The sequence below is a fragment of the Streptomyces sp. NPDC050546 genome (assembly GCF_044457425.1).
Lineage (GTDB): Bacteria > Actinomycetota > Actinomycetes > Streptomycetales > Streptomycetaceae > Streptomyces.
Genome location: NZ_JBITGX010000010.1, coordinates 231,018 through 247,381 on the forward strand (window position 1 = coordinate 231,018; position 16,364 = coordinate 247,381).

17 protein-coding genes are annotated in these 16,364 nt (G+C 71.7%); 3 read left to right on the plus strand and 14 right to left on the minus strand.

The window, feature by feature from the left end; all coding sequences use genetic code 11:
- Positions 1-61: 61 nt before the first annotated feature.
- Positions 62-1,552 (minus strand): MFS transporter, encoded by a 1,491-nt coding sequence (locus ACIBK5_RS25590; RefSeq protein ID WP_399022810.1) that lies wholly within the window; start codon positions 1,550-1,552, stop codon positions 62-64.
- 198 nt (positions 1,553-1,750) lie between these two features.
- Between ACIBK5_RS25590 and ACIBK5_RS25595 the strand changes: the two genes are divergently transcribed.
- Together ACIBK5_RS25595 and ACIBK5_RS25600 are read left to right on the plus strand one after the other, a co-directional pair.
- Entirely contained in the window at positions 1,751-3,247 is a 1,497-nt protein-coding gene (locus ACIBK5_RS25595) for an MFS transporter (protein ID WP_399022812.1), read from the plus strand.
- A 111-nt stretch (positions 3,248-3,358) separates the two neighbouring features.
- Positions 3,359-3,772: an SRPBCC family protein gene (locus tag ACIBK5_RS25600; RefSeq protein WP_399022814.1), complete on the plus strand. Its 414-nt coding sequence runs from the start codon at positions 3,359-3,361 to the stop codon at positions 3,770-3,772.
- Between the two features lie 75 nt (positions 3,773-3,847).
- On the opposite strand, the gene ACIBK5_RS25605 is transcribed toward ACIBK5_RS25600, so the two are convergent.
- From ACIBK5_RS25605 to ACIBK5_RS25635, 7 genes are all read right to left on the minus strand, one after another.
- The gene (locus ACIBK5_RS25605) at positions 3,848-4,558 is read right to left on the minus strand and encodes a phosphonatase-like hydrolase (RefSeq protein WP_399022815.1); all 711 of its coding nucleotides are present in this window, start codon (positions 4,556-4,558) and stop codon (positions 3,848-3,850) included.
- A complete protein-coding gene (locus ACIBK5_RS25610; protein WP_399022816.1) occupies positions 4,552-5,676 on the minus strand; it encodes a TIGR03364 family FAD-dependent oxidoreductase in 1,125 nt (374 codons plus the stop codon). Before ACIBK5_RS25610 ends, ACIBK5_RS25605 begins: the two co-directional genes overlap by 7 nt.
- A 133-nt stretch (positions 5,677-5,809) precedes the next feature.
- Entirely contained in the window at positions 5,810-6,565 is a 756-nt protein-coding gene (locus tag ACIBK5_RS25615; RefSeq protein ID WP_399022817.1) for a GntR family transcriptional regulator, read from the minus strand.
- 54 nt (positions 6,566-6,619) lie between these two features.
- Complete coding sequence (locus ACIBK5_RS25620; RefSeq protein ID WP_399022819.1) at positions 6,620-7,783, minus strand: Rieske 2Fe-2S domain-containing protein; 1,164 nt, start codon at positions 7,781-7,783, stop codon at positions 6,620-6,622.
- 102 nt (positions 7,784-7,885) lie between these two features.
- On the minus strand, positions 7,886-8,533 hold the full coding sequence (locus ACIBK5_RS25625) for a hypothetical protein (protein ID WP_399022821.1): 648 nt from the start codon (positions 8,531-8,533) through the stop codon (positions 7,886-7,888).
- Between the two features lie 69 nt (positions 8,534-8,602).
- Positions 8,603-9,481 carry an alpha/beta fold hydrolase gene (locus ACIBK5_RS25630; RefSeq protein ID WP_399022823.1) on the minus strand — a complete coding sequence of 293 codons (879 nt, stop codon included), beginning with the start codon at positions 9,479-9,481 and terminating at the stop codon, positions 8,603-8,605.
- Complete coding sequence (locus tag ACIBK5_RS25635) at positions 9,478-9,843, minus strand: STAS domain-containing protein (RefSeq protein WP_399022825.1); 366 nt, start codon at positions 9,841-9,843, stop codon at positions 9,478-9,480. The genes ACIBK5_RS25630 and ACIBK5_RS25635 overlap by 4 nt, the downstream gene beginning before the upstream one ends.
- A gap of 173 nt (positions 9,844-10,016) precedes the next feature.
- On the opposite strand from ACIBK5_RS25635, the gene ACIBK5_RS25640 reads away from it, so the two are divergent.
- Positions 10,017-10,466 (plus strand): ATP-binding protein, encoded by a 450-nt coding sequence (locus ACIBK5_RS25640; RefSeq protein WP_399022826.1) that lies wholly within the window; start codon positions 10,017-10,019, stop codon positions 10,464-10,466.
- A 67-nt stretch (positions 10,467-10,533) separates the two neighbouring features.
- Here the strand turns inward: ACIBK5_RS25640 and ACIBK5_RS25645 are convergent, their stop codons facing one another.
- The 6 genes from ACIBK5_RS25645 to ACIBK5_RS25670 all read right to left on the minus strand — a co-directional run bounded on the left by ACIBK5_RS25645 (position 10,534) and on the right by ACIBK5_RS25670 (position 16,364).
- Complete coding sequence (locus ACIBK5_RS25645) at positions 10,534-11,208, minus strand: 4-carboxy-4-hydroxy-2-oxoadipate aldolase/oxaloacetate decarboxylase (protein WP_399022828.1); 675 nt, start codon at positions 11,206-11,208, stop codon at positions 10,534-10,536.
- Positions 11,209-11,217: 9 nt separating this feature from the next.
- Positions 11,218-12,456, minus strand: coding sequence for an aspartate transaminase (locus ACIBK5_RS25650; RefSeq protein ID WP_399022830.1), 1,239 nt, complete (start codon positions 12,454-12,456; stop codon positions 11,218-11,220).
- Between the two features lie 4 nt (positions 12,457-12,460).
- A complete protein-coding gene (locus ACIBK5_RS25655; protein ID WP_399022832.1) occupies positions 12,461-13,204 on the minus strand; it encodes an SDR family oxidoreductase in 744 nt (247 codons plus the stop codon).
- A 34-nt stretch (positions 13,205-13,238) separates the two neighbouring features.
- Complete coding sequence (locus ACIBK5_RS25660) at positions 13,239-14,549, minus strand: MFS transporter (protein ID WP_399022834.1); 1,311 nt, start codon at positions 14,547-14,549, stop codon at positions 13,239-13,241.
- A gap of 122 nt (positions 14,550-14,671) precedes the next feature.
- Positions 14,672-15,658, minus strand: coding sequence for a biotin-dependent carboxyltransferase family protein (locus ACIBK5_RS25665; protein ID WP_399022836.1), 987 nt, complete (start codon positions 15,656-15,658; stop codon positions 14,672-14,674).
- On the minus strand, positions 15,651-16,364 hold the full coding sequence (locus ACIBK5_RS25670; RefSeq protein ID WP_399022838.1) for an allophanate hydrolase subunit 1: 714 nt from the start codon (positions 16,362-16,364) through the stop codon (positions 15,651-15,653). Before ACIBK5_RS25670 ends, ACIBK5_RS25665 begins: the two co-directional genes overlap by 8 nt.

Consider the following 16,364-nt stretch of genomic DNA (forward strand, 5'->3'; position numbering starts at 1 on the left):
GACCACATGGGGCCACGACCACGTGAGGCCGACGACCGCATGACGCCCGGGCACCCGCTCCTCAGGTCTGCCTGGCGTGCACAGGGTTGTTGGCGACATCCTCCGGGCAGGTCCCGTGCGCCTGCGGGGTCCGCCGGTCGCGCCGCCAGTCGAACGTCGCCAGGGCCAGGGAGGCCGCCATGCCGACGAGCGCGGCGCCCAGCGCGACGAGGAGGGCGCCCCGGTAGTCGTCGCTCCCGCCGAGCACCAGATAGAAGAGGCCGGGCAGGGCGGCGGTGCCCACGGCGGCGCCGAGCCGCTGCCCGGTCTGCAGGGCGCCGCCCGCCGCGCCCGCCATGTGCACGGGCACGTCGCGCAGGGTCATGGTGATGTTCGGGGAGATCACACAGCCGCTGCCGGCGCCGCCGAGAAACAGCAGCGGGGCGGCGGCCCAGGGCGCGATGCCGAGGGGCGCGAGGCGGAGCAGCAGCGCGGTGCCGCCCAGGCCGGCCATCACGGCCGCGAGGCCACCCACGGTGAGCAGGCGCCCGAGCCGGTCCACCAGCCGCCCGGCGATCGCGGCCGCGCAGGCCGAGCCGAGGGCGAAAGGCGTCACGGCGAGGCCGGACCGGAGCGGGGAGAAACCCAGGCCGTCCTGGTAGTAGAGCGCGAAGACCAGCCAGACGCCACTGAAGCCGACGAAGTAGAGCGTGCCGACGCCGGCCCCGACGGCGTAGCCGCGCACGGCGGTGAACAGGCGCGGATCGAGCAGCGGCTGGATACCGCGGGCCACCAGGCTGCGCTGCCGACGGGCGAAGGCGACCAGGAGCGCGATACCGGCGAGGAAGAGCCACCACAGCCGGCCGATGCCGCCGGAGCCCGCCTGGACCAGCGGAAACATGAGCGCGAGGACACCGAGGCCGAGGAACAGGACCCCGGGCAGGTCCACATGTCCCCGGCCGGAGCGCCGGGTGCGGGGCAGCAGACGGCGGCCGAGCAGGACGGCCAGGATGCCGATGGGGACGTTGACGTAGAAGATCCACCGCCAGCCCTGGGCGCCGTCGGCCAGGGCGAGGATCATGCCGCCGACGAGGGGGCCGACGGCGGAGGAGATGCCGACGGTGGCGCCGAAGAATCCGAAGGCGCGACCGCGTTCGGCACCGCGGAACAGCTGCTGGATGAGCGCGGAGTTCTGGGGCGCCATGAAACCGGCGGCCAGGCCCTGGGCGAGCCGGGCCGCGATCAGCAGCGTGATGCTGGGGGCCGCCCCGCAGGCCGCGCTGAAGACCACGAAGCCGCTGAGGGCCAGCAGGAAGATGCGGCGGCGGTCCAGCGCGTCACCGAGGCGGCCCGCGGTGACGAGGGCGAGAGCGAAGGCGAGCGCGTAGCCCGACACCACCCACTGGACCTGCGCGGGAGAGGCGTGCAGGCCGCGCTGGACGGAGGGCAGGGCGACCACCACGATCGAGACGTCCAGCAGGCTCATGAAGCCGGCCACCAGCGTGACCCACAGGGCCCGCCACCGGCGCGGATCCGGCTCGTACCCGGCATCCTGCTCGGCCGACGCTGTCACCTGGGCTCCTCTCGGCCGGGCCCCGCCCTCACCCCGGGGAATCACGTTCCCCCACCAGGGGACGAGCACACGCCGCGGCCCGCAAGCGGAACCGGCCGGACGCCGGGAAGATCGTCTGTGACGTGGACGAGCGTTTGAGCGCGCGAGAACTGTGCAGGCGTTGTGCTTGGGAAAACGACCGGCGAAAGGAACGACGTAATGGCGGCGCCCGACAATGACGAGTCGGTGGATCCCGCGGCTGTGAGACGACACCGGGTTCTGTTCCGCGCGATCGAGAAACGACGCCACCCGAAGCTGCGCCGCAGCGACATCACCGTGACCGACGACGCTGCCGTCAAGCGCGCCACGAAGGCCGCCGCCCTCGGCAACGCGATGGAGTGGTACGACTTCGGGATCTACAGCTATCTGGCCGTGACCATCGGGAAGGTCTTCTTCCCGTCCGGGAACGACACGGCCCAGCTGCTCAGTTCCTTCGCGACGTTCGCGGTGGCCTTCCTGGTGCGTCCGCTCGGCGGCATGGTCTTCGGGCCGCTGGGCGACAAGGTCGGCCGCAAGCGCATCCTCTCCCTCACCATGATCATGATGGCGGTGGGGACCTTCGCCATCGGTCTCGTCCCCTCGCACGACGTCATCGGCATGTGGGCCCCGGCCCTGCTGATCTTCTTCCGGCTGGTGCAGGGCTTCTCGACCGGCGGGGAGTACGGGGGCGCCTCGACGTTCATCGCGGAGTACGCGCCCGACAAGAGGCGCGGCTTCTTCGGCAGCTTCCTTGAGCTGGGCACGCTCGGCGGCTACGTCGGGGCCTCCGGCCTCGTCGTCGTCCTCCAGACCGTGCTCAGCGCGGACGAGATGCTGGCGTGGGGCTGGCGCATCCCCTTCCTGGTCGCGGCGCCGCTCGGGTTCATCGGCCTCTATCTGCGGCTCAAGCTGGACGAGACGCCCGCCTTCCAGAAGCTGGAGGGTGGCCAGGTCAAGGCGAGCGAGGCGGCCGACTCCGTGGAGACCTCGGCCACCGGTGACCTCGGCAGGATCTTCACCCGGTACTGGCGGCCGCTGCTGCTGTGCCTCGCGCTCGTCGCGGCGTACAACATCAACGACTACATGCTGCTGTCGTACATGCCGACGTACCTGTCCGACGAGCTGGGCTACGGCACCAATCACGGGCTGCTGATCCTGCTCATCGTGATGGTCTTGCAGATGTGCGTCATCAACCATGTCGGACGGCTGTCGGACCGCTTCGGGCGCAAGCCGCTGCTGATGACGGGGATGCTGGGCTTCCTCTTCCTCTCGCTGCCGTCCTTCTGGCTCATCCGGCAGGGAAGTGTTCTCCTCATCGCCCTGGGTCTGCTGCTGTTGGGGCTGTCCCTGGTGACGATGCTCGGCACGATGTCGGCGGCGCTCCCGGCGATCTTCCCGACCCACGTCCGCTACGGCTCCCTCTCGGTCGCCTACAACCTGGCCACCTCGCTCTTCGGCGGCACGACGCCTCTGGTGATCACGGCTCTGATCAGCGCCTTCGACTCGACCCTCATGCCGGCGTACTACGCCACGGGCGCCGCCGTCATCGGCGTCATCGCCGTCCTGTGCATGCGGGAGACCGCCAACAAGCCCTTGGCGGGCTCGCCGCCGTCCGTGGAGACGGAGGCGGAGGCGACGGAACTCGTCCAGGCGCAGTCGCCCCAGCCCAAGTTCTGACCGCCTTGGAAGGCCCCGTCCGCAGGGTGCGGGCGGGGCCTTTCGCGGTTGGGTCCTGGCAGGCCGGGAACGCGGTGCGCTGTACGCCCCCGAGGCAAGGCAGGTACCGCGATGACCGAGTACGAACGTTCACGCACGATGCCCGCACAGCCCGAGCATGTCTTCGACGAGGCGGCGAACGTCGGACGGCTCGACACCTGGCTGCCGGAAGCCCTGCATGTGCGGGCCGAGGAACTGCCCGCCGTCACCGTGCACGAGGACCGCAGGGACGAGGACACCTCCGCCCTGCTGCGCGCCCGGCGCGACCAGATGCGGATCGAGTGGGGCACCCGGGACCAGGGCGGCTACGCGGGATGGCTCCAGGTCGCCGGCCTCGGCAGCGGCGCCAGCGAGGTGACGGTGCACCTGTCGTTCTTCGACGCCGGCCACGATCCCGGCGAGCGGGCCGTCGGCGACGCGCTGGACACCAGCCTCGAGCGACTGGAGGAGCAGGTGCGGCTGCGCGTCGACCACGCGGCCGGCTGACCCGCGGCACGAGCTACGGCGCGCGGCAGGCCGTACCCCCTCGCGGCATCCGGTCAGGGGAGCCGGGGCCGTAGCTCACGCGAGCAGTCCGGGCAGGTCCGCCACGCTGTCCAGCACATGCCGCGCCCCCGCGGCCCGCAGCGCGTCCGCGTCGTGCGCGCCGGTCAGAACACCGGCGACCAGGCCCGCCCCCGCCCGGACCCCGGTGAGCATGTCGTACGAGGTGTCGCCCACGACGGCGACCTGCCGGACGTCGTCCGCCGCCGCCGTACGGAGGAACGCGGTCAGGACCAGGTCGGGGAACGGGCGCCCCCGGCCCCCGGCGTCGGCGGGGCACAGCGTCAGCGGCACCAGGTCCTGCCAGCCCAGCGCGGCCAGGATCGCGTCCTGTGTGGTGCGCGCGAAGCCGGTCGTCAGCACGACCGTACGGCCCTGGGACAAAAGCGCCTCGACGGCCTCCCGCGCACCGGGCAGGGCCGCGACCCGGCCGCCGTCGACGAGTTCCGCGTAGGCCTCCTCGAAGGCCTGGTTGGCCTCCTGGGCCTTCGCCTCCTGCCCGAACAGCTGCCGGAACACGGAGATCTTGGACTCGCCCATGGTGGCGCGGACGTGGTCCAGCATCGAGTCGGGATCCGCGCCGAGGCGCCGGGCCGCCGCAGCGAAGGCCTGCTCGACGAGCCCGCCGTCTGCGACGGTCGTACCGGCCATGTCGAGGACGACGAGGCGGAGGTCCTCGGGTGCGTCGGGTGCGTCGGGTGCGTCGGGTGCGTCGGGTGCGTCTACCATCCCAGCTCCTCGGCGGTGGTCTCGGCTATCGCGGGCGAGCAGGTCATGCCGCGCCCGCCGGGCCCGGTGACGAGCCACACCCCGTCGCGCACCTGCTGCCGGTGCACGACCCGGGCGGTGTCGGTGCACTGGGCGTACACCCCGGCCCAGCGGCGCCGGACCTTCGGCAGGGGGCGGCCGAGGAGGGACTCGACGACACCGGTGAGGTGGTCGTAGGGGTCTTCGGGGGTGTCGAAGGCGAAGGGGTGCTCGTACTCGTGGGTGTCGCCGATGGTCAGCCCGCCGTCGGCGCGCTGGACCATGAGCAGCTGCATACGGTGGGTTGCGGCGGTCCCGGCCTGCGGCCTGCCGGCATTGAGCGCGTCGAGTGCGGAGGAGGCGTAGGCCGGGTAGTAGCGGAAGCTGTCCGCGTCGGCGACCGAGGTGGTCAGCGGCTCGCCCAGCGGGTCGGTCTGCATCATCTGGAGGCGTACGCGGCGCACGGGCAGGCCGGGTCCGGCCAGCTCGCGGACCAGGCCGCCGAGCCAGGCACCGGTGCAGAGGACGACCGCGTCGCCCCTGTGGATGTCGCCGTGGTCGTCGCGGACGGCGCCCGGCCCGACGACGTCACGGACCTCGCGGCCGGGCAGGAAGCGGTAGCGCGGGGACTTGAGCAGCTCCGCTCGCAGGGCGAGCTGGGCGGTGCGGGGCTCGACGGCCGCGTCGCGCTCGCAGTACAGGGCGGCGCTGAACTCGCCGCGCAGGGCGGGGTTCAGGGCACGGGCCTCGCCGGGGGTGAGCAGCTCGTAGCCGCGGGCGGCGGCGTCCGGGCGGGCCAGGGCGGCCTCGGCGACGGCGAGTTCCGGGTCGTCACGGACGGGGGTGAGGGAGCCGTTCGGGCGGAAGCCGAGGGCCGGGACCCGGCCGCCGATCTCCTCCCACAGCTCCCGGGCCCGCAGGGCGGTGTCCAGTTCCTCGCCGCCCGCGCGGCCGCTCACCCAGATCTGGCCGAAGTTGCGCAGGGACGCGCCGCGCGCCTCCGCCTCGCGCTCGATCTGTACGACCTCATGGCCGCGGTTCACCGCCTGCCAGGCGTGCATGGTGCCCACCACGCCCGCTCCGACGACTGTCACTCTCACGTCCGACACGCTCCTTGTGCTCGGGGTGCCGAAGGGGTCCGGCTCCCCACGACAGCGTGAACCAGGTCGGCACTTTTGGGCTAGACCCGTTATCTTTTCGTGATAAATGGAGGGCGTCAGGACTGGATGTCTCTCAGCCGTGCAGACGGGTCGTGAAGGAGAACCGGTCGCCCCGGTAGAGGGTCCGCACCCGCTCCAGCGGCTGCCCCTCCGTGTCCCGGGACACGCGGTGGATCAGCAGCATCGGCAGCGCGGGCGGCGTGCCGATGAGCAGTGCCTCGCGCGGCGTGGCCAGTACGGTCTCGATGCGCTCGTCGGCGTCGCCGAACCGGATGTCCTGGCTCTTGATCCAGGCGTAGAAAGAGGAGTCGGGGTCGAAGTCGCTGTCGAGCCGGGGCACCCGGGCCACCGCGACGTACGTGCTCTCCAGGCCCACCCGTTCCTCGTCGGCGAGCAGTACGCGCTCCAGGTGCCAGACGGGCTCTCCCCGCCGCAGGCCGGTCTCGGCGGCGAGCGCGTCAGGGCAGGGGAAGCGGTCGAGGGTGACGAGATTCCGTCCCGGGGTCCGCCCCTGCCGCCGCACACCTTCCGTGTAGCTCGCGAGGGACAGCGGTTGCTCCAGCTTGGGCCCCGCGACGACGGTCCCGCGCCCCTGCCGTCGGAGCTTGCCCTCCAGCACCAGCTCGCGGATGGCCTGCCGGACGGTCTCGCGGGCCACCTCGTACCGCTCGGAGAGATCACGCTCGGTGGGCAGCGATCCGCCCTCCCCCAGCTCCTCGACGAGCCGGTCGATCCGTGCCTTGACCGCGTAGTACTTCGGGACGCGGCCGTGCTCCGGGATGCCGGAGCGGACGGGGGCGCCGGGGGCCTGGTCGTTGGGGTAGTCCACGCGGAGATCGTCGCACGGGCGACCGGTCCTGCCGTCAGTCGCTGGATGGGAGCCCTACACCGACGCCCGGCCGTCGCACGCCTGGGCGGTGCCGCACACGGCGGCCCGGGGCCGGATGGGGACGCCGTTGGAACGCAGCACCTCGCGGACGTCCAGGATCAGGGAGAACACCTCGTGGTTGCGGTCCTCCCCCTGCTCGTCCCAGGCCCGCTGCTCGGCTTCGACGGCCATGCGGTCCTCGGCGAACACGCGCTCGGTGAAGCGCCTGATGAACGGCCAGGCCAGCTGAAGCGCGCCGGGGACCCGGGGCTTCTCGATCATCAGCAGACCGTAGGTGTGGCAGACGCGCTGTTCGGTGTCCTCGGGGACATAGGCGGCCCAGAGGCGGAAGGCCGGACGCTCGGCGTTCTCCGGAACCAGGTCGAGCGTCTGGTACGGGTACGCGGTGCGGATGGTCATGACGTCGCTGGAGTCGCTGCCCCTGATGCCCTCGGCGGCCAGCAGGCTGGCGCCGCGGTTCCGCTTCCCCCCGGCGTGGGTGAACAGATAGCGGGCCTCCACCGACCGCGCGTCGGTGCGGTGTTCCAGCAGTTCGGGGTGGAGCTTGCCGACGACGCCCCGATGGAGGAACTGGTGGTTCATGTCGAGCAGGTTCTCGTGCATGAACGAGTAGTGGCAGCGCACGGTCCGGGAGTAGGTCATGGTCCTGTAGCGCGGTGAGCCGAAGGCCGGCAGATCGGGCAGGGCGGTGCCGGCCGCCTTGTCCGGGTCGCCCGGGAACACGAACACCAGGCCGTAGGCCTCCCGGACGGGGTAGCCGCGCACGCCGCGCGGCGGCCGGCCGTCGTCGCGGGACAGGTACGGGATCTGCGAGATGCGGCCGTCGCCGCGATAGGCCCAGGCGTGGTAGCAGCAGCGGAGGGTGTCGCCCTCCACGACGCCCATGCTCAACGGCACCTGCCGGTGCGCGCATCTGTCCTCCAGGGCGTGCACGGCGCCGCTCTCCCCGCGGTAGAGCGCGATGCGCTCGCCCGCGAAGGCGGTCGCCACCACCCGCTTGCGCCGGACGCTGCGGGACAGCGCGACCGGGTACCAGAAATCGGGGTGCGCGCCGACGCGCCGGAGGTCGGCCGTGCCGGTACCCGGGTCGAGGCTCGGCGAGGTCCGGCCGCTTCCGTCCTCGGCGGGGAAGATCCTCGCCCTGTCGGTCTCGGTCATACCTCTCCCTCGCACGCACACGGCCGTCCCGGGCTCCTCCATCCTGAAGGGGGCCTCCCGGCGACGCCTTGCCCAGCGCGTGCGGACGGGTGAGTTCCGCGTTCAGTGGGCGAAGGGTGGGGAGAAGCAGCCGCTCTCCGGGTACGGGCCACCCGCCACCGCCGAGAAGTTCGCCTTCTGGACGAACGCCATGACGCAGGCGTCGTCGTGAACGCGCAGGGCGACCTGCGCCCCCTCGGGCGTCACGTAACCGTCGTCCTTCCAGCGTGAGGACATCTTGGCGACGGTGAGCGTCCCGCCGAGCCGCTTGCCGTCCGCTGTGACGCGCTCCTCCTCGTAGCCGAGCCGGAGCAGGGCCTCACGCACCGTCGCGGGGTCCCACGTCCGCCGCTTCCACAGCCGTTCGAGCACTGGCCTGATGCGATCGGCCTCCCGCTCGGCATCCTTCGCGTGGGCCGGGGACATCTCTCCCGGACGGCGGTGGCCGTTGTTCTCGCTGTAGTGCGGGGCCCCGTCACCGGCCCCGGGCTCCACGTACGGCGAGGCCCCGACGGCGCTGGGCGAGGCTCCGGTGGTACTGGGCGAGGGCCGGGCAGTGCTGGGCGAGGGCCCGGCGGACCTGCTGGGAGCGGCCCCGGCCGTCGTGTCCGAGGCGTGCAGATCACCGCAGGCGGTGAGGGTCAGGATCGCGACGAGGACAAGCCCCACAGCAGCAACAGGGGCCCGGCGGACGGACGTTGAGGCGGACATGCGGCGAGCCTTTCATCTCGGCCGGCCGGCCGGATGGGTGGTTTCGCGGGCCCTGCTGAGTACGCGTACTCATGACGGCATGGCGTCGAGGGGCACGGCGAGTTCACCCAGGAGGCTCGCCGCCGGCGCCGGGTCGACCAGCCACTTCAGGTGGCTGCCCTCGAGGGTGCGGACGTCGTACGGGTTGTGCGGCGTCAGCCGGTCGCCCTCACGGATCAGCCGGTCCTGGAGGGCGAGGGGCATGCTCGCGTCGTCGGCCAGGCGGACGTAGGTCTTCGGGACACGGCCCCAGGTCGCGGCCTGTGCCCGGTCGGCCGGGGCGCCGACGTCCAGGTTCTCGTCGGGCTGGAAGGTGCTCAGGAAGGTCAGGAACTCCTCGTCGGTGCCGTCGGCGAGGAAGGCCGCCTTGAACGCGGCGAGGGCGTCCGGGTCGGCGGTGCGGAAGTTGACGCGGAGCAGGCCGAGTTCGGCGGGGTCACCGGCCATCGCCGCACCCAGCGCGGCGACGTCGACCGTGGCCATCTCCGGCTCGGCGTAGTAGGCGCCGACATCGAGATCGACCGGGCACCAGGCCGCGACGTACACGATGCGGGCGATCAGGTCCGGCCGCGCGTTGGCCGCGGCCGTGGCCGTGATGCCGCCGCGGCTGTGGGCGACGAGGATCACGGGGCCGTGGCGCTCGGCCCGTTCCAGGATCCCGATCAGGTGCGCGGCGTTGTCGGCGAGCGTCACACCCTTGATCGCGCCGGGCGCTCCGGCGAACCCTTCGAGGTCCTGCGGCGCCTGATAGGCGCGGGTGTACGTCGCCCCGAATCCGTGGCCGGGCAGGTCGACGGCGACCGAACGGTGTCCGAGGAGGCCGAGTTCGGCCTGGAGCGGTGCGAAGGAGAAGGAGTTCGCGAAGGCTCCGTGCACCAGCACGAACGTCGGCTGTCGCCGGCCGCTCACGCCAGGGCTTCCTCGACCGTGGGGTGGCAGGCGACGACAGCGTCCAGGCCGACGAGCTGGACGACCCGCATCACCGGCCCCCGGATTCCGGCCAGGCGCAGCCATCCCTGTGCGGCGTCGGCCCGCTGGTGGGTGTGGATGAAGACGTTGATGCCGCTGGAGTCGATGAAGGTCACGCCGCTGAGATCCGCCACGATCCGAGGCGCGCCGGCCTCGCCGTCCCGGGGCGACAGGGCTTGCCGCAGTGCGTCCTTGACTCCGTGGTCGATCTCGCCGCGCAGGGTCACGACGCGGATGCCGTCGACGGTGGAGTGTTCGATGGAGAGCCGGTCCGGCCGGCCCGTCCCCTGGTTGTCGGTCACCGTCTCCTCAACTGCGCCTGGGCTGCCCCGTGCAACGTCTGTGCCGACGATTGTGCCGCACTCTCACGGCCGGACGCATCCGATCGACTGTGCCGAACAACACGCCCGTGGCATGCATGACAAAGTGAGGGGTACACGCACGCGCGTGAACGGGGAGTAGAAGGACGATGCTGTTGGAGCCGCAACCCGACGGGGACCGTACTGAGCCCGGCGCCCGCCCGACCCAGGTCGGCTATGCCCTGGGCGGTGACGACGGCTGTATCGCGCAGGCCCGCCACCACGCGGCGGACTTCCTCACCCGGCTGCGGGACGAGCGCGGCCTGGACGTCTCACCGCGTGCCATGGACCTGACCCAGCTGGTCGTCAGCGAGCTGGTCACCAACTCCCGTAAGTACGCCCCGGGACCCGTCCTCATGGAACTGCGCGTCTCGGGCGCCGCGGTGGAGGTCGTCGTGTGGGACAGCGACCCGGCCGTGCCCGCGGCCCGGGCCGCCGACCCCGACCGCGTAGGCCAGCACGGCCTGGAGATCGTCAAGGCCGTCGCCCAGGACCTCGACATCGAGCGGCAGCCGGTCGGCAAGCGCATCACCGCCCGCATCTCCCTGACGGACACGAAGCCCTGACCGACACTGGGAACTGACCGGCACTGGGCCTGACCGACACCGGGCCTGACCGGCACGCCGCTCGCCGCTACTCCTCGATCACCAACCCCTTCGCCGCGAGCAGCGGCTCGAGCCCGCAGATGTCGATGACTGTCCTGCCCGCGCGGTACGCGGCGATGTAGTCGGCCTCGGTGTCGACCCGCTCCTGTGAGGCGGCGGCCACCTCGGCGGCGTCCTCACGGCGGACGACGACCACACCGTCGGCGTCGGCCCTCATCACATCACCGGGGCGGACGAGGACGCCGCCGACGGTGACGGGCTCGCACATCGGTCCCACGGTCTCCTTGACCGTGCCCTTGATGGAGATGCTGCGGGAGAAGACGGGGAATCCCAGGGCGCGCAGGTCCTCGGTGTCCCGCACGCCCGTGTCGGTGATCAGGCCGCCGAGCCCCTTGGCCCGGCAGGCGTTGGCGAGGACGTCCCCGAAGGACCCCGCCTCCTCGTAGGCGCCGGCGGAGACGACGATGACGTCCCCGGGGCGGGCGTAGGCGATGGCGGTCTGCAGCATCAGGTTGTCGCGGGGTGCGCACTGGACCGTGAAGGCGGGGCCGCACAGGGACATGCGGTGGTCGACCGGCTTGATCACCGAGTCCAGCGCGCCGAGCCGGCCCTGTGCCTCGTGGATGGTGGCCGAGGAGAAGGCCCGCAGTTGCTCGACCAGAGCTGCGTCCGGCCGCTCGAACTTCGTGCTGACGCGGATCATGACGACCTTTCAGACGGAGGGAAGGGCGGAGGGAGCGGTGGAAGGGGCGGAGGTCAGGCCGGCGCACGCCGTGGCGATGCGCGCGCATGCCTCGGTGAGCACGTCCGTCGACGTGGCGAACGAGATGCGGAAGTAGCCGGGCGCGCCGTACGCGGCTCCGTGGATCACCGCCACCTGCCCGCTGTCGAGGAGGTGGCGGGCGAAGTCCTCGTCGCTCTCGATCCGGCTTCCCGACGGGGTGAACTTCCCTATCGCGTCCTGGCAGTTGACCAGGAGGTAGAAGCCGCCGTCGGGGACGGTGCAGCCGAGACCGGGGATGTCGTTGATGAGCTTCACCGTGGCGTCACGGCGTGCGCGGTAGACGCGCACGGTCTCCCGGACGAAGTCCTGCGGTCCGGTGAGCGCGGCAGCGGCGGCGGCCTGGCTCACGGAGGAGGGGCAGGAGGAGGTCTGGGACTGCAGCGTGTTGATCGAGGTCACCAGGTCCGCCGGGCCCACGCCGTAGCCGATGCGCCAGCCGGTCATGGCGTACGTCTTGGAGACGCCGTTGGTGAGGAACACCCGCTCGGCCAGACGGGGTTCGACGGCGGCCAGGGACGGGGCGTCCTCCTCGCGGTACCAGATCTCGTCGTAGATCTCGTCGGTGAGGACGCGCACCTGCGGATGGTCCAGCAGCACCTGGGCGAGGGCCCGCAGTTCCGCGGTGGTGTAGGCGGATCCGGTCGGGTTGCCGGGGGTGTTGAGGACGACCCAGCGGGTGCGCGCGGTGATCGCCGCCCCGAGCCGCTCCGGAGTGAGCTTGAAGCCGTCCGCCTCGGGGCAGTCGACGACGACGGGGGTGCCGTCGTTCGCGCGGACCATGTCCGGATAGGACACCCAGTACGGGGCGGGGACGATGACCTCGTCCCCTTCGTCCAGGGTGGCCATCAGGGCGAGGAAGATGACCTGCTTGGCTCCGCCGCCGACCGCGATCCGCGCGTCGGCGCACTCCAGTCCGTGGCGCTCGCGGAGTTTCCCGGCGATGGCCGAGCGCAGTCGGGGGGTGCCGTTCACGGGGGTGTACTTGGTCTCGCCCGCCTCGATGGCCTCGATCGCGGCGGCCTTGACGTGGTCGGGGGTGTCGAAGTCGGGCTCGCCCACGGTCAGGTCGAGGATGGTGTGGCCCTGGCTCTTCAGCTCGCGTACGCGCTGGGCGGCCGCCGTGCTGGGCGAGGGCTTGATACGGCGTACCCGTTCTGCCGTGTCCATGGGATCAGCCCTCCCTGCGCTCGAAGTTGAGGCCGCCGGGCACCTGGAAGGTGGGCAGGATCTCGATGTGCCCGATGTTGACGTGCCGGGGCGAGTCGACGGCGAACTCGATGGAGTCGGCGATGTCCTCGGGCTTGAGGGACTCGTAGCCGTCGTAGAAGCGCCGCTGGGCCTCCTCCATGTCGCCGAGCAGCCGGCCGAAGATCTCCGTCTCCACGCGGCCCGGGCAGATCTCGGTGACCCGGACCCGGCGGCCGTAGCCGTCGACCCGCAGCTGGCGGGAGAGGGTGTGCACGGCGGCCTTGGTGGCGTGGTAGATGGTGTTGCCGCCGAAGTTGTAGACGCCGGCGATGGAGCTGATGTTGACGATGTGGCCGAGGTCGCGCTCGACCATGCCGGGCATGAGCAGGCGCACCAGGTGCAGAACGGCCTGGATGTTGACGGCGACCTGCTCGTCGACGGCGAACTCGTCGGCGGTCAGGATGTTGCCGGTGCGCGAGACGCCGGCGTTGTTGACGAGGATGTCGATGTCCAGGCCGTCCAGCTCGGCGGTGAGCGCCTCGGTGTCGGTGATGTCGACGGCGTGCGGGATACAACCGGTGTCGCGGGCCAGGGCGTCGAGCCGTTCGGCGTTGCGCGCCACGGCGTGGACCTCGAGGCCGTGCTTGGCGAGTCGCTCGACGACCACGGCTCCGATGCCGGTCGACGCTCCGGTGACGAGGGCCGTCCTGTAGTCGGAGATGGGCATGCTGCTGTGCTCCTAGAAGTGAGGGGAAGGGGTGTCAGGCGTCGCGCAGGGGCAAATGGGCGCGGTCCTTCACCCGGGACACGGCGATGAGGGTGCCGAGGGCGGTGACGACGGCGTAGAAGGCCGGCATGTTGACGTTGCCCGTCTGGGCGATGAGGTAGGTCATCAACAGCGGCGCCGTGCCGCCGAAGAGCGCGGAAGAGACGTTGTAGCCCAGGCCGTAGGCGGAGTAGCGCACCCGGGTGGGGAACAGTTCGACGAGCAGGATGTGGATGACGCCGGTGTGCCCGGCGAACACGACGGCCATGAGACAGGCGCCGATGACGGCGAGGGCGAGGTTGCCGGTGCCGATCAGCAGGTAACAGGGGATGCCGACGACGGCCATGGCGATCGCCGAGCCGGCGATGACCTTCTTGCGTCCGATCCGGTCGGAGAGACGGCCCATGAAGGGGATGGCGATACAGATCGCGACCAGGCTGGAGGCGGTGACGAGCAGCCCCTGGACCTTGCCGAAGTCGAGCTCGCTGCTCATGAAGGTGGGCATGTAGCTGAACAGGACGTAGTACCCGGAGCCGTTCATCAGGGGGATGAACAGGGCCAGCAGCATGGCGCGGCGGTGCTCGGCGGAGGTGAACGCTTCCTTCAGGGGGTTCTTGGACAGGCCGCCCTGTTCCTTCAGGCGGTTGAAGTTGGGGGTGTCGCTGATCCGCTTGCGGATGTAGATGCCGGTGATGCCGAGCGGGACGGCGAGCAGGAACGGGATGCGCCAGCCCCAGGACTCCATGCGCTCGTCGCCGAGTCCGCTGGTCATGGCGGCGGCGACGAGCGTGCCGGTGAGCAGGGAGAGGAACGAGGCGATCTGCGCGTAGCTGGTGTAGAGGCCGCGCTTGCCCTCCGGGGCGTGCTCGGCGAGGAAGCTCATCGCGCCCGAGGCCTCGCCGCCGACGGAGAAGCCCTGGGCGACGCGCAGCAGGATCAGCAGGATCGGCGCCGCGATGCCGATGCTCGCGTAGGTGGGCAGGATGCCGATGGCCGCGGTGGCGACGCTGATCAGCATGATGACGAAGACCAGCATCCGCTGGCGCCCCATGCGGTCGCCGAGATGTCCGCAGATGATGCCGCCGAGGGGGCGGAAGAAGAAGGAGACGGCGTACCCGAGGAAGACGAGCATGATGGCGTCGTCGGAGCCGGGGAAGAAGACGGCGGCGAGCGTTCCGGCCATGAAGCCGAAGATGCCGTTGTCGTAGAGCTCGGCGAAGATGCCGACGCATCCCGCGAGGGTGACCTTCCGGGCTGTTCTGGGGTCGACGGTGTTGGGGACTGGCTGAGCGGCCATGGTGGTCATGGCGTCTCCTGTCTTGCGGCGGGCCGGGGACGAGGGGCGTGGGGCGTGGGGGCTCCGTGCGGGCGAGCGAGAGGGGGCGGTGGGGAGGTGGCCGGGGACATGGCCGGGGAGCTGGCTGGGTGTCAGGCCGTGTCGGGGGCGCGGATGCGCAGGGCGTCGAAGGCGGTGCGGACGCGGGTGCGCAGTGCGTCGACGGCGCCCCGCTGGGCACGGTGGGCGGTGACCGCCTGGTCGAGGGTGCGGTGGCGGAAGCGGATGCTCTGCCCGGGGCGCACCTGCCCGAGGGTGGACAGGCCGGTGGCGGTGACGACGGCGAGGACGGGGTAGCCGGCCGTGACGCCGCGGCCGCGGTGCAGCACGAGGAGTTCGTCCCCCGCCGGCACTTCGACGGCGCCGATGGGGACACCGCGGGAGAGGATCTCGCCCTGGGTGACGCGGCGGGGTACGTCGCCCCGCAGTCGCAGGCCGATGTGGTTGCTGCGCGGGCTGACGGTGAAGGGAGCCTCGAACAGCCGGCTTCCGGTGTCTCCGAAGTCGGCCCGGTCGGGGCCGTCGGTGACGTCGATGGTCCAGGTGGCGGGGAACGCGGGGACGGGGGCGTTCAGGCGGAACAGCGGGATCCGTGAGAAGGGGTGGTCGAGGGGCGGGCAGGTCGCGCGCAGCACGAGTTCGTCGCCGCCGCTCAGGGCGGGGCCGAAGCCCAGGATGGTGTCGGGGGCGCAGCTGCCCTGAAGGTAGTCGGCCTCGAACGAGCCGAGCACGGCCAGGTAGACACGCAGTCCCCGGCGGATGCCGGTGACGCGAAGGGTCTCGCCCGCGCACACGGAGACCGGCTCCCACTGGGGGCGGACGCCGCCCTCGACGGTCACGTCGGCGGGGGCGCCCGTCACGGCGACGAGGATGTCGGCCGAGGGCACGCACGCGAAGTCGAACGCCGTGATCTCCAGCAGCGGGGCGCGGTCGTCGTTGCCGCACAGGACGTTGGCGACACGCGCCGAGTGCTGGTCGGCGGCTCCGCCGGCGGGCAGACCGTAGCGGGAGCGGCCGACCCGGCCGAGGTCCTGCACGGTGGCGATGCCCGGGGTGCGGATCGTCAGGGTGTCAGCCATGGCAGGCCGCCAGGGAGGTGCCGGCGTGGTCGTCCCACTCGTCGGGGGTGATGGGGACGAAGCGGAAGGTGTCCCCCGGCCGGTAGGCGGTGATCGGGTCGCTGTGCGGGTCGAGGACGCGCACGGGCGTGCGTCCGAGGAGCGGCCAGCCGCCGGGCGAGGGCATCGGGCAGATGACCGCCTGCCGTCCGGCGACGGCGACCGCGCCGGGGTCGACGTGGGTACGGGGCGACGCCAGCCGCGGCACCGGCTTCGGGAAGGGCGGGCCGTCCGTCATCGGCGCCCCGGCGGGCGCTCCGAGGCAGCGCACGGTGAGGTCGCTTCCGGAGTGGAGGGCGACGACCTCGCTCTCGGTCAGGCCGATCTGGCGGGCGACCTCGGGCAGGTCGGGCCCGTGCTCGCCGCCGTAGACGACGGGCACGACGAAGCGTCGGGGCGGTGTCGCCGGCGCGGGGTCCGGTCCGAGGCGGGCGGCCTCGTGCGCCACGATCCGCCGGACGATGTCATGGTCGGTGCCGGTGCAGTCGAATTCCACAAGCAGGGCGTCGTAGGTGGGCACCACGTCGTGGACTCCGGGGAGCCGGACCGTGTCCAGGGCGTCGGCCAGGGCGTGGACGAGCCGCCAGGCGTCCTCGGCGTCTAGGCCCACGGCCCTGGCGGTCAGGGCGGAGTCACCGCAGTCCGTGATCGTGATGTTGCCGGTCAT

Excerpts from the sequence above, each read along its gene's own strand:
- ACIBK5_RS25650 (WP_399022830.1), bottom strand. The coding sequence starts at position 12,456 with ATGGACACGGCAGAACGGGTACGCCGTATCAAGCCCTCGCCCAGCACG.
- ACIBK5_RS25600 (WP_399022814.1), top strand. The coding sequence starts at position 3,359 with ATGACCGAGTACGAACGTTCACGCACGATGCCCGCACAGCCCGAGCAT.
- ACIBK5_RS25645 (WP_399022828.1), bottom strand. The coding sequence starts at position 11,208 with ATGATCCGCGTCAGCACGAAGTTCGAGCGGCCGGACGCAGCTCTGGTC.
- ACIBK5_RS25665 (WP_399022836.1), bottom strand. The coding sequence starts at position 15,658 with ATGGCTGACACCCTGACGATCCGCACCCCGGGCATCGCCACCGTGCAG.
- ACIBK5_RS25595 (WP_399022812.1), top strand. The coding sequence starts at position 1,751 with ATGGCGGCGCCCGACAATGACGAGTCGGTGGATCCCGCGGCTGTGAGA.
- ACIBK5_RS25670 (WP_399022838.1), bottom strand. The coding sequence starts at position 16,364 with ATGACCGGCAACATCACGATCACGGACTGCGGTGACTCCGCCCTGACC.
- ACIBK5_RS25620 (WP_399022819.1), bottom strand. The coding sequence starts at position 7,783 with ATGACCGAGACCGACAGGGCGAGGATCTTCCCCGCCGAGGACGGAAGC.
- ACIBK5_RS25660 (WP_399022834.1), bottom strand. The coding sequence starts at position 14,549 with ATGACCACCATGGCCGCTCAGCCAGTCCCCAACACCGTCGACCCCAGA.
- ACIBK5_RS25625 (WP_399022821.1), bottom strand. The coding sequence starts at position 8,533 with ATGTCCGCCTCAACGTCCGTCCGCCGGGCCCCTGTTGCTGCTGTGGGG.
- ACIBK5_RS25605 (WP_399022815.1), bottom strand. The coding sequence starts at position 4,558 with ATGGTAGACGCACCCGACGCACCCGACGCACCCGACGCACCCGACGCA.
- ACIBK5_RS25655 (WP_399022832.1), bottom strand. The coding sequence starts at position 13,204 with ATGCCCATCTCCGACTACAGGACGGCCCTCGTCACCGGAGCGTCGACC.